The sequence below is a fragment of the Streptomyces sp. NPDC048269 genome, assembly GCF_040652395.1.
In the GTDB taxonomy this organism is placed as follows: domain Bacteria; phylum Actinomycetota; class Actinomycetes; order Streptomycetales; family Streptomycetaceae; genus Streptomyces.
This window is the reverse complement of sequence record NZ_JBEZLW010000015.1, coordinates 127,020-148,556: the sequence shown is the minus strand read 5'-3', so window position 1 is coordinate 148,556 and position 21,537 is coordinate 127,020. Positions and strand designations below refer to the sequence as shown.

The 21,537-nt window shown below is 74.1% G+C and carries 19 protein-coding genes and 2 pseudogenes; 10 read left to right on the top strand and 11 right to left on the bottom strand.

Going from position 1 to position 21,537, the window contains the following annotated elements:
• Positions 1–159: 159 nt before the first annotated feature.
• Positions 160–972: a DUF4328 domain-containing protein gene (locus tag AB0D48_RS19270; RefSeq protein WP_362397805.1), complete on the top strand. Its 813-nt coding sequence runs from the start codon at positions 160–162 to the stop codon at positions 970–972.
• Positions 973–1,078: 106 nt separating this feature from the next.
• Here the strand turns inward: AB0D48_RS19270 and AB0D48_RS19265 are convergent, their stop codons facing one another.
• The gene (locus AB0D48_RS19265; protein ID WP_362397802.1) at positions 1,079–3,154 is read right to left on the bottom strand and encodes a SpoIIE family protein phosphatase; all 2,076 of its coding nucleotides are present in this window, start codon (positions 3,152–3,154) and stop codon (positions 1,079–1,081) included.
• 611 nt (positions 3,155–3,765) lie between these two features.
• Here AB0D48_RS19265 and AB0D48_RS19260 point away from each other — a divergent pair.
• Complete coding sequence (locus tag AB0D48_RS19260) at positions 3,766–4,335, top strand: hypothetical protein (RefSeq protein ID WP_362397799.1); 570 nt, start codon at positions 3,766–3,768, stop codon at positions 4,333–4,335.
• 33 nt (positions 4,336–4,368) lie between these two features.
• Here the strand turns inward: AB0D48_RS19260 and AB0D48_RS19255 are convergent, their stop codons facing one another.
• Positions 4,369–5,658 carry a DUF6777 domain-containing protein gene (locus AB0D48_RS19255; RefSeq protein ID WP_362397796.1) on the bottom strand — a complete coding sequence of 430 codons (1,290 nt, stop codon included), beginning with the start codon at positions 5,656–5,658 and terminating at the stop codon, positions 4,369–4,371.
• Between the two features lie 141 nt (positions 5,659–5,799).
• Here AB0D48_RS19255 and AB0D48_RS19250 point away from each other — a divergent pair, with 141 nt between their 5' ends.
• Positions 5,800–7,071, top strand: a complete 1,272-nt coding sequence (locus AB0D48_RS19250; protein ID WP_362397794.1) for a streptophobe family protein — start codon at positions 5,800–5,802, stop codon at positions 7,069–7,071.
• Here AB0D48_RS19250 and AB0D48_RS19245 read toward each other — a convergent pair.
• Genes AB0D48_RS19245 through AB0D48_RS19235 form a run of 3 tightly spaced genes read right to left on the bottom strand, consistent with a single transcriptional unit; the run spans position 7,068 to position 8,880 of the window.
• The gene (locus tag AB0D48_RS19245) at positions 7,068–8,033 is read right to left on the bottom strand and encodes a serine/threonine-protein kinase (protein ID WP_362397791.1); all 966 of its coding nucleotides are present in this window, start codon (positions 8,031–8,033) and stop codon (positions 7,068–7,070) included. The two genes, AB0D48_RS19250 and AB0D48_RS19245, sit on opposite strands and share 4 nt — an antisense overlap.
• On the bottom strand, positions 8,033–8,719 hold the full coding sequence (locus AB0D48_RS19240) for a hypothetical protein (protein ID WP_362397788.1): 687 nt from the start codon (positions 8,717–8,719) through the stop codon (positions 8,033–8,035). The genes AB0D48_RS19245 and AB0D48_RS19240 overlap by 1 nt, the downstream gene beginning before the upstream one ends.
• Positions 8,716–8,880 carry a hypothetical protein gene (locus AB0D48_RS19235; protein ID WP_362397785.1) on the bottom strand — a complete coding sequence of 55 codons (165 nt, stop codon included), beginning with the start codon at positions 8,878–8,880 and terminating at the stop codon, positions 8,716–8,718. The genes AB0D48_RS19240 and AB0D48_RS19235 overlap by 4 nt, the downstream gene beginning before the upstream one ends.
• Before the next feature lie 180 nt (positions 8,881–9,060).
• Between AB0D48_RS19235 and AB0D48_RS19230 the strand changes: the two genes are divergently transcribed.
• The 5 genes from AB0D48_RS19230 (at position 9,061) to AB0D48_RS19210 (ending at position 14,257) form a co-directional block, all read left to right on the top strand.
• On the top strand, positions 9,061–10,089 hold the full coding sequence (locus tag AB0D48_RS19230) for a cation diffusion facilitator family transporter (protein WP_362397782.1): 1,029 nt from the start codon (positions 9,061–9,063) through the stop codon (positions 10,087–10,089).
• A 47-nt stretch (positions 10,090–10,136) separates the two neighbouring features.
• Positions 10,137–10,616: an NUDIX domain-containing protein gene (locus AB0D48_RS19225; RefSeq protein WP_362397779.1), complete on the top strand. Its 480-nt coding sequence runs from the start codon at positions 10,137–10,139 to the stop codon at positions 10,614–10,616.
• 48 nt (positions 10,617–10,664) lie between these two features.
• On the top strand, positions 10,665–11,921 hold the full coding sequence (locus AB0D48_RS19220) for a Tm-1-like ATP-binding domain-containing protein (RefSeq protein WP_362397776.1): 1,257 nt from the start codon (positions 10,665–10,667) through the stop codon (positions 11,919–11,921).
• Positions 11,922–12,029: 108 nt separating this feature from the next.
• Entirely contained in the window at positions 12,030–13,658 is a 1,629-nt protein-coding gene (locus tag AB0D48_RS19215) for a serine/threonine-protein kinase (protein WP_362397773.1), read from the top strand.
• Positions 13,655–14,257 carry a hypothetical protein gene (locus tag AB0D48_RS19210; RefSeq protein WP_362397770.1) on the top strand — a complete coding sequence of 201 codons (603 nt, stop codon included), beginning with the start codon at positions 13,655–13,657 and terminating at the stop codon, positions 14,255–14,257. The genes AB0D48_RS19215 and AB0D48_RS19210 overlap by 4 nt, the downstream gene beginning before the upstream one ends.
• Positions 14,258–14,353: 96 nt before the next feature.
• Here the strand turns inward: AB0D48_RS19210 and AB0D48_RS19205 are convergent, their stop codons facing one another.
• Positions 14,354–15,643, bottom strand: a complete 1,290-nt coding sequence (locus AB0D48_RS19205; RefSeq protein ID WP_362397767.1) for a bifunctional GNAT family N-acetyltransferase/ATP-binding protein — start codon at positions 15,641–15,643, stop codon at positions 14,354–14,356.
• Between the two features lie 264 nt (positions 15,644–15,907).
• On the opposite strand from AB0D48_RS19205, the gene AB0D48_RS19200 reads away from it, so the two are divergent.
• Positions 15,908–16,672, top strand: coding sequence for a trypsin-like serine protease (locus tag AB0D48_RS19200; protein WP_362397764.1), 765 nt, complete (start codon positions 15,908–15,910; stop codon positions 16,670–16,672).
• A gap of 16 nt (positions 16,673–16,688) precedes the next feature.
• Here AB0D48_RS19200 and AB0D48_RS19195 read toward each other — a convergent pair whose 3' ends face one another.
• The 4 genes and pseudogenes from AB0D48_RS19195 to AB0D48_RS19180 form a co-directional block, all read right to left on the bottom strand.
• Positions 16,689–17,003 (bottom strand): hypothetical protein, encoded by a 315-nt coding sequence (locus tag AB0D48_RS19195; protein ID WP_362397761.1) that lies wholly within the window; start codon positions 17,001–17,003, stop codon positions 16,689–16,691.
• Between the two features lie 94 nt (positions 17,004–17,097).
• Positions 17,098–17,559: pseudogene (locus tag AB0D48_RS19190) on the bottom strand (NUDIX domain-containing protein); the annotation flags it as partial.
• Between the two features lie 9 nt (positions 17,560–17,568).
• Positions 17,569–19,212 carry an apolipoprotein N-acyltransferase gene (gene lnt, locus AB0D48_RS19185; protein ID WP_362397758.1) on the bottom strand — a complete coding sequence of 548 codons (1,644 nt, stop codon included), beginning with the start codon at positions 19,210–19,212 and terminating at the stop codon, positions 17,569–17,571.
• Positions 19,213–19,255: 43 nt separating this feature from the next.
• Positions 19,256–19,771, bottom strand: a complete 516-nt coding sequence (locus tag AB0D48_RS19180; RefSeq protein ID WP_362397756.1) for a hypothetical protein — start codon at positions 19,769–19,771, stop codon at positions 19,256–19,258.
• Positions 19,772–19,965: 194 nt separating this feature from the next.
• Between AB0D48_RS19180 and AB0D48_RS19175 the strand changes: the two genes are divergently transcribed.
• On the top strand, positions 19,966–20,433 hold the full coding sequence (locus tag AB0D48_RS19175; RefSeq protein WP_362397753.1) for a VOC family protein: 468 nt from the start codon (positions 19,966–19,968) through the stop codon (positions 20,431–20,433).
• Positions 20,434–20,471: 38 nt separating this feature from the next.
• Here AB0D48_RS19175 and AB0D48_RS19170 read toward each other — a convergent pair.
• A pseudogene (locus AB0D48_RS19170) lies at positions 20,472–21,495 on the bottom strand (NAD(P)/FAD-dependent oxidoreductase).
• Positions 21,496–21,537 lie beyond the last annotated feature (42 nt).

Here is a 21,537-nt window from a genome sequence, read left to right as displayed (position 1 = left end):
CGGGCAGCGGACCCACGCCCAAGTCGCCCGGTGGCGGCCCGGCGCCACCGGGCGAAACGTTTTGGACTCCGGTCGCGCAGCTGGCATATCTTCAGCCGTGTCCGCGCCGGTCAGCGGGCCATTCGCTTGTTCACACGTTCCCGTGGGGGGTTCTCCGTCATGTCCTTCAGCGCGCCCGGCTCACCGCCGCCGCCCGGCCAGCCGCCGTACACCTCGGCCGCCCCGTATCCCGCTCAGCCCTACCAGGGACAGCCGCACCCCGGTCAGCCGTACCCCGGGCAGCCCGTGTACCCCGGTCCGCCACCCGTCGACGTGCTGCGCTCACCGCAGGGCCTCGCGACCGCGCTGACCGTCCTGCTGTCCGTCGCGGCGGCGATCGACCTGTTCTCGGCCGGCGCCAACATGTTCGCCTGGTCGCTGATGAAGGACGTCATCGCGGATCCGGGCCAGGTCGCGGAGGGCACGCTCGACCTGTCGGACATCCTCACCGGCCTTGCCGGGGGCCTGCAGCTCCTGGCGATGCTCGCCACGGCGACCGTCTTCATCGTCTGGTTCTACCGCGTGCGCGTCAACGGCGAGATATTCCGCCCCGACGCCTTCTCCCAGGGGCGCGGCTGGGCCATCGGCGCCTGGTTCATCCCCGTCGGCAACCTGTTCCTCCCCTTCCGGACCGCGCGGCAGATCTGGACGGCCAGCACCCAGCTCGGACCCGACGGCTCCTACCGCCACGTCTCCAGCGCTCCCCTCACGGCCTGGTGGACGGTCTGGGTCGCCGCGCTGTGCTTCGACCGCGTCTTCTCCCAGATGTACAAGCGGGCCGAGACCCCTGCGGCCGTTCGGGACGCCTCCCTCGTCGGCATCGCCGCCGACCTCCTCATGGTCGCCGCCGCCGTGTTCGCCGTCCTGTTCGTCCGCAAGCTCACGGCCCTGCAGAACACCAAGGCCGCGCAGGGCCCGTACGCCGCGGTCTGACGCACCCGCGGTCCCATGGCGTCCGCCGTCTGACGCGCCCGCCGTCCGACGCACCCGCGGTCCCGCGCGGCCCCGGTCCCACGCACCCGCGTCCGGCGCGCACGGCTCAGCCGGCGCCTTCACGCTCCGGGGCGGCGACGGAGAACTCGCACCACACGCACTTCCCGCCGCCCCGGGGCTCCACGCCCCAGGCGTCCGCCAGCCGGTCGACCAGGAGCAGCCCGCGCCCCGAGACCGCCCAGTCCCCCGCCTCGCGCGGGCGCGGCAGGGCGCTGCTGGAGTCCTCGACCTCGATCCGGATCCGCCCGTCCGCGGTCAGCCGCATGCCGACGTCGCCGCCGCCCTCCGTGTGGACCAGGGCGTTGGTCATCAGCTCGTCGGCGGCCAGTTCGATCTCGTCGGCCATGTCCGCCGCTCCCCAGGCGGCCACCGCCGCCCGGATCAGGTGGCGGGCCATCGTGGGGGCCTCCGTGTCGCCCGGTTCCAGCCGCTGGCGCAACGGACCGCCGCCGCGTCCGGTGGGCGTGCCGCGGCGGCGCAGTACGAGCAGGGCCATGTCGTCCCCGCCACCCGCGTCGCCGACCAGGTCGCACAGCACGTCGGCGAGTTCCTCCACGTCGACCGGGCCGGTGTGGACCGCGGCCATGAGCTCGCGCATGCCGCTGTCGGGGTCCGCGCCGGGCCGTTCGATCAAGCCGTCCGTGCAGAGCAGCAAGGTGTCGCCGGGGTGCAGTTCGAGGCTGGTGACCGGGTAGCCCGAGCCGGTCCCGGGCTGCTCGCGCGGCGGCAGCCCGAGCGGCAGCCCGCCGGCCACCTGGACGCGATGGCAGCTGCCGTCCCCGCGCCGCACGACCGGGTCGAGGTGGCCGGCGCGGACCATCCTGAGCATTCCGCTGGTGAGGTCCACCTCGGCGTACGTACACGTGGCGAACCGTTCCGTCTCCAGCTCGCGCAGGAAGACCGAGGCCCGCGCCATCGCGGTGCCGGGGGTGTGTCCCTCCGTGATGTAGGCGCGGAGCACGATGCGCAGCTGGCCCATGACGGCGGCCGCGTCCGTGTCGTGCCCCTCCACGTCGCCGATCATCACCCCCACCCGGCCCTCGCCGAGCGGGATCACGTCGTACCAGTCGCCGCCGATGTCCCGCCCCATCCGGGCGGACCGGTACCGTACGGCGATCCGCGCACCCGGCACCTCGGGGATCCGGCGGGGCAGCATGGCCCTCTGGAGGCCTTCCGCGAGGTCGTGCTCCTGCTCGAAGAGGATGGCGCGCTGGAGGCTCTGCGCGATGCCGCTGCCGAGCGCCATCAGGAGGTTCCGCTCCTCGGCGGTGAAGTGGCCTTCGCGGCCGTACAGCAGCCCGAGTGCGCCGATGGGCCGGCCCTGGGCGATCAGCGGCAGGTAGACCCCGCTGCGGACGGACAGCGGCTCGATGTACGGCCACAGCAGCGGGTAGCGCGTCTCGAACTCCTCCCGTGAGGCCAGCAGGACCGGCTGCATGCTGCGCACGGCCTCGCTCATCGGGAACTCCGCGTCGATCCGCGTGTATTCGATCTCGGGCACGTACGAGCCCAGCTGCCCCTCGGCGACCAGGTGGATGCGCCCGCCGTCCACGATGCCGAGCATCACGCTGACCGCGCCGAGGTGTCCGAGGGCCTGCGGGTCCTTGAGGACGTCGGTCACGTCGTTGACGGTGCGGGCGTGGGCGAGGATGGCCGTGGTCCGCTCGACGACACCGGTCATCCGGCGCCGGCCCTCGGCCTCGCCCCCGGCGGCGCCGGGCTCGCCGGGGTCGTGGGCGGCGTCCCGGAGGATCCCGATGACGCGGTACGGGCGCCCCTGCGGGTCCCGCATGATGTGCCCCTGGATGTGGGTCCAGGTCCGGGTCCCGTCCCTGCCGCGGATGCGGACGTACGCCCCGTAGTGGCTGCGGCCGTCCTTGAGCGCCTGCGCGACCCGGGCGTCGAGCCGGGCCGCGTCGGAGGGCGGGACGCGCGGCCACAGCCCCGCGCTGGTCCCGTCGAACTCGTCCTGGCGCAGGTCGAGGACCTCGAGGGCGGTCGGGTCCAGGTACATCCGCCCGCTGTCGAGGTCCCAGTCGAACGTGCCCATGCGGTTGAGCGCAAGGCTCGTATCCGGCCGCGCGGGCCAGTCGACCTCAGGGTTCTGTCCCCTCTGGGCCATGCAGCCAGGGTCTCACCCCCGCCCACTCGGCGCCTGCGCCGCCTCGCGCTCACCGCGCTCACCGCGCTCGCCGGGCTCGCCGGGCTCGCCGGGCCGGCCCCGTCCGCCGCTGCCGCGGCACCGCCCGGCGTACCGGACCGACCCGTGGTGACGCCGGACCTCGCACTGCGACAAGTACCCGGCGTAGAAAAGCCGGTCGGGCCCCGTGGCCGGCAACTCCCCCTCCACGTCCCGTACCTCGGAGCCGGTCTTCCGCGGCCGCGGAAGGCCGGACGCCACCGACCGCGTGTACCTACGGGGACGGCGACGGCCTGCGCCGCACCGGCCACCGGGCGGGGCGGACCCGCCTACGTCGCGACGGCCGCCGTCCCGGTCGACACCCCGGCCCGACCGGGGGACGATGAAAAGGACGGGCGCCTTCCGAACAGCCCAGACCGCCGCCACTCGTGCGGCGGCCGGAGGGAGAGTCCCGGGGCCGCGGTCGGTACGCCGGCCGGCTGCCCCGAAGGCCGCGGTGCGCCCGTGGCGATCTCGCGCGACCCACGCCGTCGCCCTACGGCCGTTTCCCCAACTCCTCTCCCTCCGCAACTCCGTGAGCGAGGACCATCACCATGAACCGGCGCAGCCGTCGCACCACAGTCACTTCTCTGATCGCCTGCTCGTTCCTGGCCGGGAGCATGGCCGCCCTGGCTCCGGCGGCGACAGCGGCCCCCGCCATCGGCACCTGCACGGTGAAGCCCGCCGACAACGGCCTGAGCATCACCATCAGCGGCTCCGGCTGGGTTCCCGCGGACCTGCCCCTGAAGATCGACGGCGGTGAGGGCGTCGGAGAGCTGGAGGGTGTCCAGGCCGACGGTTCCTTCTCGGTGGTCCGCTTCCAGAAGAGCACCGAGTTCACCATCCTGCCCGCGAGCGGTGGCTTCAAGAACTGCACCGTGCTCAAGGCGGACAAGGAGACGGACAGGGACGCCATCAGGAAGGCCCGTGCGGACGGCTTCAGAGAGGGCGTCAAGGCCGGCAAGGCCGCGGCGCAGGAGGACTGTGCCAGCTCCAAGCCCAAGCCGCACAAGAAGCCCGGCCTCAGAGCGCAGGACCAGGCGGTCGAGGACGCGTTCCAGCAGGGCTTCATCGCCGGCGCCCAGAGCGCCTTCGACAAGTTCTGCCGCACCGGCCGCCACTGAGGCACGAAGGCCACGGGCCCGCTTCTCGATCGGCTACGGGGAAGGCGAAGTCGGCCCCGTGCGGGGAGAGGACGGCGGCGCCGACGGGTTCGTCGGCGCCGCCGGCTCGGAGGTCGTGGGCCCGCTCTCGCGCGGTGCACCGCTCCCGTCGGTCAGCCCCGGCAGGGGCCTCCCGGTGGGCACCACCGGGAGCCTCTCGGTGGGCACCTCGGTGTCTTCGGAAGGAGTGCCCGTCTCTTCGGAGGGTGTTCCGGTGTCTTCGGAAGGCGTGCCCGTCTCCTCGGAAGGCGTGCCCGTGTGCTGGTCGGTGGGGGTGGAGGTGCCGGACGCTTCGGGCGACGTGACGGGCGGGAGCGTGGTCACCGGCGGGTGCGAAGCCACCGGAGGTGCGACGGGCTTGTCGCGCTCCGGTTTCGCGCCGCGGTCGCGCTGGTACCAGCGGTGGTTCGCGTGGTCGTAGATCACGATCTTGTTGACGATGGTCACGGAAGGCGCGATCACCACCACGTTCTGCGGGCGGTACGCGGCCCACGGCTGCCCGTACCGCTTCGAGCCGGGCTTCAGGGGCACCGGCTGCCCCAGCGGGTTCCCGCAGGCGCACCGCACCCGGGGCACGCCTCTGTCGTCCACCAGCACGGCCGTTCCCGCCTGGAGCACGGCCTGGTAGCCGGTCGCGGCGCCGTCCTTGTAACCGTGGTTGGTGACCCGGGTGTCCAGCCGCAGATCGACCGGCGTGAGGGAGCGCAGATAGCCGTCGACGTCTCCCGGCTGGATGCCCAGGGCCGAGGCGAAGGCGCTGTTCTTCACGGGCGCCGCCGCCAGCACCTTGATCTGCTTCTCGACGTCGCAGCTCGCCAGGTCCTGGGTGCCGCCGTACAGGCCCGGCTGGGCGCCGCTGACGGAGCGCGTGGCGGTGGTGGCCGTCGCGGGAGCGGCACTGCTGGGAGCGGGCTGGGGCTCCTGGACACTTTGGGTCCTGGCCGTGGACTCGGTGAACGGGTCCTGCCCGGCGGAGCCGGCCGGTTGCAGGAAGACCTCGCTGCCCTGGCCCGGGGTACCGCTGGGCCGGGTCAGCACCAGGGCCAGCGCCACGGCCGCGGCCACGGCGACGAGCGCGGTCACCAGCCGGGGCGCGGACCGCCACCACGGCTTCCGGCCGGGCTCGTCGTGCGGCCCGGACCCCGACCCGTATCCGCCCGAGCCCCCCGGCGGCGGAGGCGGGGGTGGCGGCGGCGGGGCGCCCTGCCGGTCACCCGAGAGCGGCCCGGAGGGCGGGCCGGTGGGGCGGTCCGGTGGCGGTGTGCCCAAAGGTTCCGTGGTCACCGATGCCTCCTGGATGCTCCGCACAATGAACCAGCACTCACGGGCCCATACCTGGCAGTCTCCGGACACCCGTCACTCCAGCGCACCATCGGGTGCGCCATTCAGGTGGTGTCCGTGTACCGGGGCTGCCTACGGTGGTTTGTGAGCCGTTCCTGGCGTGATGCCGTGGTCGCGGTGCTGGCGGGATTCCTGGTGATGGCCGCCGTCGCCGCGGCCGGGCTGGCCTGTGCCGGTGCGGGCGAGCTGCCGGGCGGCGCGTTCCCCCGGGTGGTCGCCGCCGTCGTCGTGCTGGCGGCGGGCGGCTCGGTCGAGGTGTCGGGGGGCGCCGGTTTCCTGGCCGGGGCCGACGCGAGCCTGTCCGTGCTCCCGCTCTCGGTGAGCCTGGCCGGAGCCCTCACCACGGCGTACTGCTTCCTGCGGCCGCTGCACCACCGGGCCGTGGCCAGGCCCCGTGAACTGCTGTCCCGGGCCGCCCCGTTGATGCTGCTCTGGCTGGCGGCGCTCGCGGGTGCCGCACTGCTCGCCCGCCGGACCTTCGGCATCTCCACCGGCGACTCCCCCATCGGGGAGATCGTCGAACTCCTCGACTCCGCCCCGACAGTGGGTTTCCGGGCGGATCTTCCGGCCACCCTGTTCTTCGGACTGCTGTGGATCCTGGGCCTGTTGCTGGTCGTCCTGCTGGTCTCCCGCGGCGCACCGCTCCCGGCCGGGCTGGTCCGCTTCCACACGGCGGTGCGCCCGGCGGCCTCCGCCACGGTCGCGCTGCTGCTCGCGTACGTGGCCCTCGGCATCGGTGTCGGCCTGGTCGTGGCCGCGACCCAGGGCCATGCCGCCCGCACCCTCGCCGTGGTCCTGCTGGGCCTGCCGAACCTCGCCTGGCCCGCGCTCACCCTGGGCTTCGGCGGTGCCTGGGAAGGCAAGGTCGAGGGTCCCTTCGGGCTGCCGATGCCGAACCTGCTGGACCGGGCGGTGCGCGGCCCCGGCACGTCCACGGTCGACGTGGCCTCACTCGCGGAGCGGGACTCCCGGGCGTGGTGGCTGGTGGCGGTGGCCGTCGTCCTGCTGCTCGCCGCCGGCGTCCTGGCAGCCGTACGCTCCTCCGCCCACGTCCGCCCCCGGCAGCAGGCCCTGCGCCTCGGCGCGGCCCTGGCCCTCGCCACTCTGACGGTCTGCCTGCTGGCCCGGGTCGAGGCGCGGTTCGGCCTCACGCTGCTCGGCATCGGCGTCGGCGACGTGGACGGCCTCGGCGGCGAGGTTCTGCTCGAACCAGTACTGTGGCGCACGGTCGGTCTCGCCCTCCTGTGGGGCGCGGTGGCGGGCTTCATGGGTGCCCTCCTGGCCCGCCCCCTCCACCACCACGGCCGCGTCGACGAACCCGCCGCGCCCCCGCACCTCCAGGGCCCGGGCCCTTAGGTCCTCTCGAACACCGGCAACGCCCATCGCGGGGGTGGCGGCGGCGGGTCCGCGGGCCCCGGCGCGTGTGCCGCCCGGGTCGGCGGGCGGGCGGCCGTCCCGGCCCGCCGCAGCGCCCCGGTGAACTCCAGGCAGGTGCCCCACCGGTCCTCCGGCGACTTGGCCAGCGCCTTCGCCAGTACCTCGTCGAGCGCGTCCGGCAGCCCGGGCCGCCGCGAGGTGAGCGGCGGCGGCGGATCGTACTGGTGGGCCCAGAGCAGGGCCATGTCGTCGTCCCGCTCGAAGGGCGGGCCGCCTGCCAGGGTCTCGTAGGCGACGCACCCCAGGCTGTACACGTCGCACCGGCCGTCCACCGGCTTCCCGGATATCTGCTCCGGAGCCACGTAGTCCAGGGTGCCGACGAACTGCCCCACGCTCGTGAACCCGGTCAGCGACAGCGACTTCTTCGTCAGCCCGAAGTCCGTGAGGTACGCGTACTCGGGGTAGTCGATGTCCGTCCCCTTCGCGATCAGGATGTTGCCCGGCTTCACGTCCCGGTGCACCAGGTCGTGGTCGTGCGCCGCGTCCAGCGCCGAGGCGATCTGCCCCGCGATCCGGGCGGCCGTGTCCACCGGCAGGGGGCCGGTGCCGTCCAGCATCGCCCGCAGGTCCTGCCCGGGCACGAACCGCATCGCGATGTACAGCAGCCCGTCCGCCTCCCCCGCCTCGAACACGGGCACGATGTGCGGGTGTTCGATGGCCGCGGCCACCCGCGACTCGTGGACGAAGCGCTGCCTGAAGGTGTCGTTCCGGGCCAGTTCGGGGGCCAGCAGCTTCAGCGCCACCGTCCGGTCCAGGCGCAGGTCCCGCGCCCGGTAGACGACGGCCATCCCGCCGCGCCCGATCTCGCTCTCCACCTCGTACCCGGCGATCCGCTTGCCCCGCAGGTCGGAGGGGCGCCCCCCGACCGGGTCCGGCTCCATCACCGGTCTCCGGGCGTGTCCACGATGCGGGTCGGGTCGTACGCCACGCTCCGCTCGGGCTCGGCGTCATGCCGGTCCGCGGGCGGACCGGCCGGTGGCGGACCGGCCGGTGGCGGACCCGCTCGTACGTCGGCCACGCCGCCCGGATCCGAAGGCCCCGACGGTGGCTCCGGCCCGGACGGGGCGCCCGGTCCCGTGACGACCGCGAAGGTCGCCAGGCGGGCCCCGTCGCCGTACATCCACCGTCCCGCCGCCTCGTCGTAGAGCCACACGGACTCCCCGTCGAGCACCACGCCGGCCCGCAGTCCCTTCACGGCGCGCCGGAAGGCCTCGCCGTCCGCGCGCCCCGAGGCGAGGTCGGCGACGGCCCGCCGGTAGCGGTCCACGGCGTCCACGCTGCGCGCGAGCTGCGGGCCCGGATCCTCGGCCCGCCCCGGCGACCGCCCACCGGTGGTCGGCGGCGGCTGCGGAACGGCGACCAGCAGCCGCCCGTCCACCCAGGCGGACCACCCGTTGGAGCAGAGGACCTCGCCCCACTCCCCGCGCCGGGACAGCAGCTGCACGGGCAGGAACGGATCGAGGGGCTCCGTCGGCCGGGAGACGTCGGGCTCTTCCCAGGCGGGCAGCCCCGACTGCGGCACGACATGGGTGGGCTGGAAGTCGAGGGCGCCCTCCGGGTTCGTCATGGGCAGTCCTGCTTCCGCATGAGGGCGGGCTCGTACCCGCGCGGCAGCCGGTCGGCCGGCACTCCGTGGAGCACCGACGGCCCCGGACTCATGTCCCTGGAGCCCAGGTCGGTCTCCAGGGCGAGCTGGGGCGCGCTCGGCACACCGGGGCGCTGGACCATGAGCAAATTTTCCCACGATCCGACGGGCCCGGCACCGGTCACACATAGCCGCAGGTCAGAGGCGTCTTATGGGTAATGACAACGGTCCCCGTTGCAGCCTTTGCCGATCGCGTCGCGGTGCGCTTCACTTCACGCGTCGGAACCGAACAAACGGGCGCCGCGAGGGAGACGGGGGACGCGATGAGCGCGCACGACCACGCGCACGAGGGCCACGGCCACGGCGGGCACGACGGCCACGGAGGCCACGGAGGTCACAGCCACGGCCTGGCCGCCGATGCCGACCGGCGCTGGCTGGCGATCGCGCTCGGTCTGATCGGCGCGTTCATGGCCGTCGAGGTCGTCGTCGGCATCGTGGCCCACTCACTGGCCCTGATCTCCGACGCCGCCCACATGCTGACCGACGCCGTCTCGATCGTCCTCGCGCTGATCGCGATGCGGCTCGCAGCCCGTCCGGCGCGCGGCGGTTTCACGTACGGCCTCAAGCGGGCGGAGATACTGTCCGCCCAGGCCAACGGCCTGACGCTGCTCCTGCTGGCGGTCTGGCTCGCGTACGAGGCGGTGCGGCGGCTGATGGATCCGCCCCCGGTGGAGGGCGGACTGGTCCTGGTGACCGCGCTCGCGGGCATCGTCGTCAACGTGGCCGCGGCCTGGTGCATCTCGAAGGCGAACCGGTCCTCGCTGGCCGTCGAGGGCGCCTACCAGCACATCCTGAACGACCTGTTCGCCTTCATCGGGACGGCCGTCGCCGGTCTGATCGTGCTCACCACCGGCTTCCGGCAGGCCGACGCGATCGCCACCCTCGTGGTGGTGGTGCTGATGGTGAAGGCGGGCTACGGGCTGGTGCGCGAGTCCGGCCGGATCTTCCTGGAGGCGGCCCCGGCCCATGTGGACCCGGACGCGGTCGGCGACCGGCTCGTCGGGCACCCGCCGGTGACCGAGGTGCACGACCTGCACATCTGGACCATCACCTCCGGGCAGGCGGCGCTCTCCGCGCACGTCCTCGTCGAGCCGGCGGGCGACTGCCACGCGGTGCGCCGGGACCTGGAACGGCTTCTGGCCAAGGAGTACGGGATCACGCACACCACCCTCCAGGTGGACCACGTACAGGACTCCCTCCTCACCGTCGGCCGCGCGGGTGAGACGCCGGAGGACCCCCACTGCGCGGACTCGCACGGTCCGGTCCACCGGCAGGGCCCGCACGAGCACTGAAGCGCGGGGATCACTGAGTACCCGGCGCGCGGGGCATAGATGGACGCATGACGCACAAGCGCAGTGCCGGACTGCTCCTGTTCCGCCGTACGGGTGGGGGTTCGGAGCCGGGGGTCGAGGTCCTGCTCGGCCACATGGGCGGCCCGCTGTGGGCCGGGCGGGACGCCGGGGGGTGGGCCATCCCCAAGGGCGAGTACGAGCCGGACGAGACGCCGCGGGACGCGGCCCGCCGGGAATTCACCGAGGAGATCGGGCTGCCGCCCCCGGACGGCGAGTACCTGCCACTCGGTGACGTGCGGCTGTCCAGCGGGAAGCTGGTGACCATCTGGGCGGTGGAGGCGGACCTCGACCCCGCGCTCATGGTGCCCGGGACCTTCTCCTTGGAATGGCCGCCGCACTCCGGGACCGTACAGGAGTTCCCCGAGCTGGACCGGGTGGCCTGGTTCACTCCCACGGTGGCGGAAAACAAGCTGATGGCTTCCCAAATCCCGTTCCTGGAGCGCTTGTTGATGCTCCTGAAGGGTTGACTCGACCTTTACTTGCCAGCAATCCCCACCTGCATGGACATTGCACATATGACGAACGTCGTGCTGGTGGGAACCCTGGACACCAAGGGTGTGGAGTACGGCTGGCTGCGCGAGAGGCTGCTGCGCGCCGGCGTCGAAGTGATATTGGTCGACACGGGAGTGATGGGCGAGCCCCGGGTGCCCGCAGACGTACCGCGTGAAGCGGTGGCCCGGGCCGCGGGAACGGAACTGTCGGAACTGCGCGCGGCCGCCGACCGGGGCGCGGCCGTCACCACGATGGCCCAGGGCGCGGAGGCGACCCTGTTACGCCTGCACGCCGAGGGCCGGGTGCACGCGGTGCTCGGGATCGGCGGCAGCGGCGGCACCTCCATCGCCACCCGGGCGATGCGCGCCCTGCCGCTGGGCGTACCGAAACTGATGGTCTCGTCCATGGCGTCCGGCGACGTCGCGCCGTACGTGGGTTCCGCGGACATCACGATGATGTACAGCGTCGTGGACATCGCGGGGATCAACAGCATCTCAGCGCCCGTCCTGGCCAACGCGGTGGAGGCGGTCGCCGCCATGGCCAAGGCCTTCGGCCGCGCCTGTCTGGACACCCCCCGCCCGGCGCGGCTGGGCGCCGGCGGCCGCCCGCTGATCGCGGCGAGCATGGCGGGCGTGACCACGATCGGCGTGGACGCGGCCCGCGAGCGGCTGACCGAACTGGGCTACGAGGTACTGGTCTTCCACGTCAGCGGCTCCGGCGGCCGCACCCTGGAGACCCTGGCCGGCCAGGGGATCTTCGCGGGGGTCCTCGACCTCACCCTCAGCGAGCTCGCCGACGACCTGTGCGGCGGCATGCTCACCGCCGGCCCCGACCGGCTCAGTGCGGCCGGGCGGGCCGGGATTCCGCAGGTGGTGAGCCTGGGCGCGCTGGACATGGTCAAGTTCGGCCCGCTGGAGACCCTGCCCGAACGGGCCCGCTACCGGCGGGTCCGCGTCCACAACCCGTCCATCACGGTGATCCGTACGACCGAGGCCGAGTGCGCGGAACTGGGCCGCAGGGTCGCCGCCAAACTCCGTGCGGCCACCGGCCCCACCGCGGTCTGTGTGCCGCTGCGGGGACTGTCCACGCTCGGCGCGCCGGGCGGCCCCTACCATGACCCCGGCGCGGACCGGGCCCTGTTCTCGGCGCTGCGCGACGGCTTGCGGGGCAGCGCCGCCCGGCTCTACGACTACGACACCCACATCAACGACCCGGCCTTCGGACGGGCGGCGGCCGACCGGCTGCACACCATGATCGGCGCGGTGTCGGCCGCCGCCTGAGACGCCCCCGCACGGTTGGGAACCGGCCCTGGCGGAAACGGTGTCCCTGGTGTTGGCCGGTCGACGACCGGCCGACCCCAGGGCGCGGTCGACAGGGGGCGGGAAGCGATGAAGGACACGCGGACAGCGTGGTCGGTCCCCGGTTACACGGAGGTCCGGGAACTCGGGTCGGGTGGCAGCGGCCGTGTCGTGCTCGCCGTGCACGACGGTACGGGCACGGCGGTCGCGGTGAAGTACCTCAGCGACCGGCTGCGCCGGGACCCGGCCTTCGTCGGCGAGTTCCGGGCCGAGGCCCGCCTGCTCGGCGGGCTCCGCTCGCCGTACGTGGTGGGCCTGTACGAGTACGTGGAGTCGCCCGGCGGCGCGGCCATCGTGATGGAGCTGGTGGACGGCATCTCCCTGCGCGCGCTGCTGAAGCAGGCCGGGCGGGCGGACGCCGAGGCCGCGCTGGTGGTGCTGAAGGGCTCCCTCCTCGGACTGGCGGCCGCGCACCGGGAGGGCGTGGTCCACCGCGACTACAAGCCGGAGAACGTGCTGGTCGCCGCAGACGGCTCGTCCAAGCTGGTGGACTTCGGGATCGCGGCGGGCCGCGGGACCACACCGGGCGTGGCCGGAACCCCCGCCTACATGGCGCCCGAGCAGTGGCAGGGCCGGCCGGCCTCGCCCGCGGCGGACGTGTACGCGGCGACGGCAACCTTCTTCGAATGCCTCACCGGGCGCAAGCCGTACGACGGGGAGAACTTCGCGGAACTCGCCGTCCAGCACATAGAGGCGCCGGTTCCGGAGACCGAGGCCCCCGAGCCGGTACGCCCGCTGATCCGGCGGGGTCTGGCCAAGCAGCCGGAGCAACGGCCGGAGAACGCCGAGGCCTTCGTGACGGAACTGGAGGGCGTGGCCCTCGCCGCGTACGGGCCGCAGTGGGAGGAGCGCGGCCAGCGCAAGCTGGCGGCGCTTGCCGCGCTGCTGCCGCTGCTGTTCCCCTCGGCGGGTGCCGCGGCGGAGGGCACCACCGCGGTGGCCACCACCACGCTGAGCAGCGGCTCCGGCTGGGCCCCCGGGCGGCGCGGCTGGCTGGCGGCCGGGGCGGCGCTGGTGCTGGGAACGGTGCTGGTGCTCACGACGGACGCGGTCGGCGCGGCCCCGGGCGGAGCCTCGGCGGTGAGCGCGTTCGCCACGACGAGCGCGGCCCCGCCCGGACCGGGCTCACCGGCCCCGGGCCCGCACGTCCCGGCCTCCCCCTCCACGAGCGCGAGCCCCTCGCCGTCCCCGAGTGCCTCGCCGTCCCCGAGTGCCTCGCCGTCGCCGACTCCCGCCCCCACCGTGTCCGCGACCCCCACCCCGAAGCCGACGGTGAGCTGGTCGACGGCGCCGACTCCCACCCCGACCCCCACGCCGACGCCCACCCCGACGCTGAAGGTCACGAAGATCGGCGTCTCGCTCGAGCCCGGCCTCTACCGGGGCGAGGCGACCGTGACGCTCGCCACCCAGGGCGCGGGGCCGGTCACCGTCGTACTGGAGTGGTTCCTGGGCAGCGAGCAGGGCGCCTACTCCGTGCCCGACGGCTCGGACACGGTCGTCGTCCAGTCCGGCTCGGCGGCCCCCGTGGTCCAGGCCCACACCTTCACCCGCGGTCGCGGCTGCTACGGCGGGGTCAGGGTCACCACCAAGCCCGCGGCCGGCAACAGGTCCGCCTCCGACTCGCAGTACCTGCTGCGGTGCCAGGAGGCACCCCGATGAGCGATCCCCGCGCCCCGCAGGACGACGACTACAGCGCCACCGTCCTCGGCAGCCACTGGTTCTCCGGGCCTCCGGCGGCACCGGAGGTGGCCCCCGACCGGGTCGAGGGATCGGTGCTCCGGTTCGGTCCCGGGGTCACGGCGGCCATGCCCGCGCCGTTCCCCGTCTCCGCCACCGCCGTACGCGGTGCCCGGCGCCGGCGCGGCGCCGGGCTGCGCCGGTACACCCTCGCGGCGGTCGTCCTGCTCGCGGTCCTCGCGTACCTCGGGTGGCAGCGGTACGGGCCGGCCCTCGCCGTCCGGGACGTGGCCGTGACCACCGATCCCGGGGGACCGGCCTGCGATGCGGCGGCCGACGTGGTCGCCGTCGTACGGACGAACGGGCGCCCGGGGACCCTCACGTACCGCTGGCTCCGCAGCGACGGCACCCGCTCCGAGCCGCTGACCGAGCGGGTGCCGCGCGGGCAGCGGGAGGCCAGGCTGCACCTGCTGTGGACCTTCCGCGGCGCCGGGACCTACCCCGCCAGGGCCGAACTCGAACTGCTCTCGCCCGAGCAGCGCACGGCCGCGGTGGAGTTCACGTACCGGTGCCGCCCGTAGGCCTTCCGGCCAGTACGGCCGGGCCGTCCGGCCAGGGAGAGGCCGCCGGGCATCGCGCACCGGGCGGGATTTCGACGACAGGGTCTGGAACCGGGTCTAGAACCGCGCGTGCGCGCTGATGTCCGCCTCGAACTCCCCCGTCATCGCCGGGGTCACCGTCGGCCGGCACTGCGCGACGGCCGCCAGGTAGTCCTCCGTGCCCGCGCCGAGCTGCGCGGCAGCCGCACCCCGCGCGCCCACCGCCTCCAGGTCCCGTTCGAAGGACACCTGCGCCGCGATCCGCGCCGCGTGCTCGATGTCGGCGGGCGTGAACAGCTCGGTCGCCGCGACCAGGGCCGATACGTCGACGTCCGCGCGCCCCGCCGTGTAGCGGGACCAGATCGCGGCGCGCGCCCCGGCGTCGGGGGTGCCGATCGGGATCAGGTAGTCGAAGCGCCCGGGCCGCAGGAAGGCCGGGTCGAGGGAGCGGATGGAGTTGGTGGCGCACACGAGCAGCCGCTCGTCGCCCTCCCGGAAGCCCGGGATCAGCTTGAGCAGCTCGTTGGTCACCCCGTGGATCCCGCCGGGCTGCGCGGGCTCGGAGCGTACGGGCGCGATCTCCTCGACCTCGTCGATGAAGACGAGGACCCGCTCCAGCTCGGCTATCCGGGCGAAGGCGTCGCGCAGTGCCGCGGCGAGGTTGCCCTCGTCGGCGAGGCGGGAGGGCAGCAGTTCCACGAAGGGCCAGCCGAGCCGGGAGGCGATGGCCCGGGCGAAGGTGGTCTTGCCGGTGCCGGGCGGGCCGAACAGGGTGATGGCGCGCGGCGGCCGCACGCCGTGCGAGGCTGCCCGCTCCGGCTCGGCGAGCGGCAGCACCACGCGCCGCTCGATGAGGTCCTTCTCCTTCTCCATGCCGGCGACCTCGGCCCACAGGTCGCTGGGCAGGAAGCGGCCGCCGAGGTCGTCGAGGAGACCGGCTGCCGACCCGTGCAGGGGCTCGGTCTTCTCGAAGTAGGCGACCGCCGGCTGCCGCGTGTAGCCGGCGTTGAGGAGGCCCTCGCCGAGCAGATCCTCCTCGGGCAGGACGTACGCGATCCTGCCGACGCGGGCGGCGACGAGGCGCCGCTCCAGCTCGACGAGCAGGGCGCTGGCCAGGCCCCGGCCGCGCCAGCCCGCGGCGATCGCGATGCGCATCACCCAGGCGCGCTCACCGGTGACGCAGGCCAGGGCCGCGCCTATCGGAACGCCCTGGTGGACGGCGACCACGCAGGGCTGCCGGTCGGTGAGGGCGCTGATGCACTCGGCGAGCGAGAAGACGGACTCCTGGCCGAGTTCCGCCGTGGTGTCGATCAGATGGACGACCGCCGCGAGATCGCTCTCGCGGTAGTCGTGGATGAGCCAGTTCACCGGGTACCGCCCCTCGTTCGTGCTCCTGCGGCGAGGTTAGGGGCGGCCGGGGCGGACGATCACGCTCCGCGGTGCACAACAGCGGGGCCCGAAACCGTCCGGGTCGTCCATAGACCGGTGGCTCCCGCCCACGCCCCGTCCGTGGAACTTGTCCGGCCGTGGGTGGGGTTTCACATCGGGTTCACGGGATTCACAGGGGATTCATACGGAACACCGCCCTCCGGACACAGGTTCGGCGGGCAGGGTCGGAACATGATCCAGCGGATGCTCCCCCGACCGGCCCGCCGCACCCGTGCGCGGCGGGCGTCCAGGATCCTGCTGGCGCTGGCCGCCATGGCCGCGCTGGTCAGCGTGGACGTGCCCGACGCCGCGGCCGGGCCGCCGCTCGGCGTCACCGCGCAGGCCCTGCCCGGCGCCATGGCGGACCGGGTGGGCGCGCTCTTCTCGGGCGGGCTCGACGGCGGCCACTTCTGCACCGCCTCGGTGGTGCAGAGCGACGACCGCGATGTGATCGCCACCGCCGCGCACTGCCTGGGGGAGCCGGACACCACCTACTTCGCGCCGGGCTACCGGGACGGCGAGGCCCCGTACGGCGTGTGGAAGGTCACGAGTGTCCACGTCGCCCCGGGCTGGACGGACGGCGAGAACCCGGACGACGACATCGCCTTCGCGACGGTGGCCCCGGTGGACGACGGGCGGTCCGGTGCGGTCGAGGACCTCGTGGGCGGCTTCCCGGTCGCCGCCGAGCAGCCCGCCGACGCCACGGTGACGGTCATCGGGTACCCGCGCACCGACGAGACCCCGCTGCGCTGCTCCAACACCACGGCCCTGTTCTCGGGCACCCAGCGCCGCGTCGACTGCCCGGACCTCAGCGGCGGCACCAGCGGCAGTCCCTGGCTGGTGGACGGGGCGCTGGCCGGAGTCCTCGGCGGCCACGAGGGCGGCGGCACCGTCCCGGAGGTCTCGTACAGCGCGGTGATGGGCGACCAGGCGGTGGAGCTCTACCGCGAGGCGGCAGACGCGGGCTGACGCCGCTCCGCCATCCTCAGCGCGGTTCCAGCTCGTGCGCACCCTCCACGAAGTCGTCCGGCCGGTCTTCCCGCAGGCGCAGCAGGCGATGGTTCACCAGTTCGAGCGCCTGCGGGATCCCGCAGGCGTGCTCGTCCCGGATCCTCTGCAGGGCCTGGATCCGGCGCCCCTCCAAGAGCAGGTAGTCGATCTTCGACCACCGCTCGGAGCTGTCGTCGCCCGGCTGCTTCAGCGCGTCGACCTCCGCCCTCAGGCGGGCGATCTCGCGCAGGGCCTCGTCGCGCTCGGCCAGGGCGCGGGCCAGTTCGGCCCGCAGGCCGGTCTCAGGCATCGGCGGACTGACCGGCCCGGCCGGTGGCGGGCTCGGCCACGAGCTCCGTGGCAGGCACGGGGGCCAACTCGGCGGCGAGTTCCGTGGCGGGTGCCTCGAACCAGGTCGGCTCGTCGCGCAGGGCCTGGTGGATGCGGTCCAGGGCGAAGCGCTCCAGCGGGGGCAGCTCGTCCACCTCGAACCAGGCCACCTCCAGCGACTCGCTGTCGTTCGCCCGGGCCTCGCCGCCCGTCGCCCGGCAGCGGAAGGTGATGTCCTGGAACTGGCAGACGTCGCCGTTGGGGTAGGTGATCGGCTCCAGCATCTGGACGAGGACCACCCGCTCGGGAACGCACCGCACCGCCGTCTCCTCGTACACCTCGCGCACGGCGGTCTCGGCGGGCTGCTCCCCCGGCTCGGCGATCCCGCCGACCACGGACCACCGCCCGGTGTCGGAGCGCCTGCCGAGCAGCACCCGGCCCCGGTCGTCGAGGACGATGGCCGTGACCCCGGGCAGCAGGAGCAGCCGGTGCCCGGCGGTGGCGCGGATCTCACGGATGAAATCGGGAGTGGTCATCCCCCGACCCTACGAGGCCGGGGCGGCGGCCCCCGCATCAGACCGCCCGCGGGCGCGGATCCGGCGGGCCAGGATCCAGCCGAGCCCGCCCGCGGTGAGGACGAGCAGCGCGTACTCGGGCAGCGGCCCCACGACGGTGGCCGGGGTGCGGGTGGAGCGCAGCGGGATCTCGGCGACCAGCGCGTCGGCGGTGAACATCTTCGTCTGCCGCACGATCGTCCCGTCGGGGCGGATCACCGCGCTCACGCCGCTGGTGACGGGGACGAGGACGGTGCGGCTGTGCTCGACCGCCCGGACCCGGTCCATGGCGAGCTGCTGGTAGGTCATCTGGGTCCGGCCGAAAGTGGCGTTGTTGCTGGGCACGGCGATCACCTGGGCGCCGTCCCGGACGGTGGAGCGGACGGCGTCGTCGAAGGCGGCCTCGAAGCAGGTGACCATGCCGACGCCGCTGCCGGCCATGTCGAAGACGCCGGGGTCCTTGCCCGGGCCGAAGTCACGGCGCACCCGGTCCACGTCGGCGCTGAAGAGCCGGACGAAGGAGCGCATCGGGATGCGCTCGCCGAAGGGCTGGATCTTCCGCTTGTCGTAGGTCGCGGTGGGGCCGGCCACCGGGTCCCAGAGGATCATCGTGTTGCGCAGCGGGCCGGTCTCGGGAGCCACGACGGCGCCGATGGCGACGGGCACGCCGATGGCCTTGACCGCCCTGTCGATGGCCTCGTACGCGTCGGGCTGGGAGTACGGGTCCAGGTCGGAGGAGTTCTCCGGCCAGACGACGAAGTCGGGCTTCGGGGCGCGGCCGGCCTTGACGTCCTCGGCGAGCTGGATCGTGCGGTTGACGTGGTTGTCCAGGACCTGGCGGCGCTGCGCATTGAAGTCGAAGCCCAGGCGCGGCACGTTGCCCTGGATGACGGCGGCCACGGCGGTGCCGTCCTGGGCCGCGTCTGAGACGAGGGGCCGGGCGGCGAGGCCGACGCCGACGGGGGCGGCGACGGTGAGCGCGGCCAGGGCGGCGGTGGCCCGCCGGGGGTGGCCGAGGGCGACGCGCAGGGCTTCGTACAGGCCGAATCCGCAGAGGGCCACGGCGAAGGAGAGCACCGGGGTGCCGCCGAGGGCGGCGATCGGCGTGAAGACGCCGTCGGCCTGGCCGAAGGCGAGCTTGCCCCAGGGGAATCCGCCGAAGGGGGCCCGGGCGCGCAGGGCCTCGCCCGCGACCCAGACGGCGGCGGCGAACAGCGGCCAGGCGGGGAGCCGGCTCACGAGGGCGATGCCGAGGCCGGTGAGAGCGATGAAGAGGGCTTCCACGGCGGCCAGCGCCAGCCACGGCCCCGGACCGACCTCCTCGCCCGTCCAGACGAGCAGCGGCAGCAGGAAGCCGAGCCCGGCGAGGAATCCGAGGCCGAAGCCGGCCCGGGCGCGGCGGCCGTGCAGGCAGCCGACGAGCAGCGCGAGCGCGAGGGGGGCCAGCCACCACAGCGGGCGGGGCGGGAAGCTGAGGTAGAGCAGCACCCCCGCCACGGCGGCGAGCACCGCGCGCACGAACGCGGCGCCCTTCCGCTTCGGGGTGGGGGCGGGGCGCTCCGCGGCTTCGGTCCGGGCTCCGGCGGCGGGGTGCGCGGGCTCGTTCCCGGCCGCGCGGGTCACACTGCTGCTCATCTGGCGGAGTGTACGTCCCTACGCGCCGGAGGCCGGTAAGCGGTTAGCGGGCGAGGGCCCTGAGGTGGGTGCGGATGACCCGGACGGCGTTCTCGGCGTCGTCGACGGTGACCGTGAAGCGCTTCCCGTCGCCGAGCTTCACCTCCAGCCCCTCGCCGCGCCGGACGATGACCGCGGTGCCCTTCTCGGGGCGCCAGCGGTAGCCCCAGCCGCCCCACTGCTGGGGGGTGATCCGGGGGATGAACTCGGCGGACGCCACCTCGGTGAGGCGGATCCTGCGGCGTGGCAGTCCGACGTGGCCGCAACGGACCTCGAGGGCCTCGGAGTCGACGGTGACGGCCACGTGGACGAAGGCGAGGGTGCCGTAGAGGATGAGGAGCCCCACGGCGAGGCAGCCGATCACGGACATGAGCAGCGGGACGATGCCGGAGGTCCAGGCGTTGTCGACGGCGAGCTCGATGCCGAGCGCCAGACAGGCGGCACCGGCGGCTGCGAGCAGCCACTGCGCGCGGTTGGAGGCCCGGCCTGTCCAGAGCGGACCCGGAGGGTGACCCGTCATGAGTAGCAGCGTACTCACGTTCCGCATGCGCGCCACCGCCTCTCACCCGCTTCGCCCAGCGCCGACTCGACGCGACACGGGGCCTGCCCGTGCTCGACCCGACGCGACACGGGGCCTCCCCGCGCTCGACTCGACGCGTCACGTGCCTGCCCGCGCTTGACCTGAACCAAACTTGAGGTTCTACGGTCCTCGGCATGACCACTCACCAGGCAGTTGAGAGCACTGTTCCCGAGCGCTACCGCACCGCGGTGGTGCCGCACATCATGGTGGCCGACGCGCCCGCCGCGATCAGCTTCTACGTCCGGGCGTTCGGCGCCGTCGAGGAATTCCGGATCGATCGCCCCGAGGGCGGGGTGCTGCACGCCGAGATACGGATCGGCGAGGCGGTCCTGATGCTGGGCGACACCTCCGAAGGCCCCTTCACCACACCTGCGGCCCTGGGCGGGACCTCGGTCGCCCTGCACGTGTTCGTACCGGACGTGGACGCGCTCGCCCGGACCGCCGTGGCGGCCGGCGCGGAGCTGGTCCAGGCGCCGACGGACCAGTTCCACGGCGACCGGACCGCCATCCTGCGGGATCCGTCCGGGCACCTGTGGGTCTTCCTGACCCACCTGGAGGAGGTCTCCGGGGAGGAGCTGGAGCGCCGGCTCGCCGGGGCGTAGCCGCGGCGCGGCACGCAGGCAGCGGCCGGAGGCAGGCCTCAGCCGGCGCCCGGGAGCAGGCGGACGAGCGCGTCGCGCAGGGCCGGGCGGCGGCCGGTCGTGAAGCGGTGCAGGTTGCGCGAGGCGAAGGCGACGCGCTGGGCGCTGCGGCGGCGCTCGGCGTCGTACGCGCGCAGGGCGGCGGGCAGCCCGGCCGGTCCGCCGTCGGCTACGGCGCGGGTCAGCGCCTCGGCGTCGAGGAGGGCGGTGCAGGCGCCCTGGCCGAGGTTGGGCGTCATGGCGTGGGCGGCGTCCCCGACGAGGGCCGCGGCCTCCGGCGACGAAGGCGGGCAGCGCAGGGTGGAGGTGGCGCATCTCGTACCGGATCCAGGTCGCGGGGTCCGTCTCCGCCAGGAGGCGCGGGACGGGGTCGTGCCAGTCGGCGAAGGCGTCGCACAGTTCGCCGGCGCTGGTGGCTTCGGGGACGGCGGCGTACCAGTTGGTGCGGCCGGGCTCGACGGGGGTCATCCCGAAGAAGCGGCCCTCGCCCCAGGTCTCGCCGTACACGCCGGTCTCGAATCCGGCGATGCCGATCCAGGCGACCGTGCCGATCTCGCGGGGGCCGCTGCGCCGGCCGAAGTATGCAGTACGGACCACGCTGTTGATCCCGTCGGCACCGACGATCAGGTCGGCCGGGAGACCGGCCGGGTCGGCGAGGCGGCGTCCGTAGGTGATCTCCGCGCCGCCGAGCCGGCCGAGTTCGGCGAGCAGTGCGTCGATCAGGTGGGGCCGGGATATGAGCAGTTCGGGACGTCCCGCCTTGCGCTCGATCCGTTCGAGCGGCAGCGCGGCCAGCACCTTGCCGTCGGGGCGCCGGATCCGGGCGTCGCGGTACGGGACGCCGCGGGCCCGCAGCGCGTCGCCGAGGCCCAGCCGGTCGAGCGCGGTCTGGGCGGTGGGGTGGATCCCGAAGGCCGTTCCGTAGCGTTCGAGCGCGGCCCGGCGCTCCAGGACGGTCACCGTCCAGCCCGCGCGGCGCAGGCCGATGGCGGTGGCGAGGCCGCCGACGCCCGCCCCGACCACGAGGGCCGTTCCCGTGCCGCCTGCCCTTGCCCCTGTCGCTGC

Excerpts from the sequence above, each read along its gene's own strand:
- AB0D48_RS19230 (WP_362397782.1), top strand. The coding sequence starts at position 9,061 with ATGAGCGCGCACGACCACGCGCACGAGGGCCACGGCCACGGCGGGCAC.
- AB0D48_RS19220 (WP_362397776.1), top strand. The coding sequence starts at position 10,665 with ATGACGAACGTCGTGCTGGTGGGAACCCTGGACACCAAGGGTGTGGAG.
- AB0D48_RS19240 (WP_362397788.1), bottom strand. The coding sequence starts at position 8,719 with ATGACGAACCCGGAGGGCGCCCTCGACTTCCAGCCCACCCATGTCGTG.
- AB0D48_RS19235 (WP_362397785.1), bottom strand. The coding sequence starts at position 8,880 with ATGGTCCAGCGCCCCGGTGTGCCGAGCGCGCCCCAGCTCGCCCTGGAG.
- AB0D48_RS19210 (WP_362397770.1), top strand. The coding sequence starts at position 13,655 with ATGAGCGATCCCCGCGCCCCGCAGGACGACGACTACAGCGCCACCGTC.
- AB0D48_RS19195 (WP_362397761.1), bottom strand. The coding sequence starts at position 17,003 with ATGCCTGAGACCGGCCTGCGGGCCGAACTGGCCCGCGCCCTGGCCGAG.
- lnt (WP_362397758.1), bottom strand. The coding sequence starts at position 19,212 with ATGAGCAGCAGTGTGACCCGCGCGGCCGGGAACGAGCCCGCGCACCCC.
- AB0D48_RS19265 (WP_362397802.1), bottom strand. The coding sequence starts at position 3,154 with ATGGCCCAGAGGGGACAGAACCCTGAGGTCGACTGGCCCGCGCGGCCG.
- AB0D48_RS19215 (WP_362397773.1), top strand. The coding sequence starts at position 12,030 with ATGAAGGACACGCGGACAGCGTGGTCGGTCCCCGGTTACACGGAGGTC.
- AB0D48_RS19225 (WP_362397779.1), top strand. The coding sequence starts at position 10,137 with ATGACGCACAAGCGCAGTGCCGGACTGCTCCTGTTCCGCCGTACGGGT.
- AB0D48_RS19175 (WP_362397753.1), top strand. The coding sequence starts at position 19,966 with ATGACCACTCACCAGGCAGTTGAGAGCACTGTTCCCGAGCGCTACCGC.
- AB0D48_RS19200 (WP_362397764.1), top strand. The coding sequence starts at position 15,908 with ATGCTCCCCCGACCGGCCCGCCGCACCCGTGCGCGGCGGGCGTCCAGG.
- AB0D48_RS19260 (WP_362397799.1), top strand. The coding sequence starts at position 3,766 with ATGAACCGGCGCAGCCGTCGCACCACAGTCACTTCTCTGATCGCCTGC.
- AB0D48_RS19245 (WP_362397791.1), bottom strand. The coding sequence starts at position 8,033 with ATGGAGCCGGACCCGGTCGGGGGGCGCCCCTCCGACCTGCGGGGCAAG.
- AB0D48_RS19270 (WP_362397805.1), top strand. The coding sequence starts at position 160 with ATGTCCTTCAGCGCGCCCGGCTCACCGCCGCCGCCCGGCCAGCCGCCG.
- AB0D48_RS19180 (WP_362397756.1), bottom strand. The coding sequence starts at position 19,771 with ATGACGGGTCACCCTCCGGGTCCGCTCTGGACAGGCCGGGCCTCCAAC.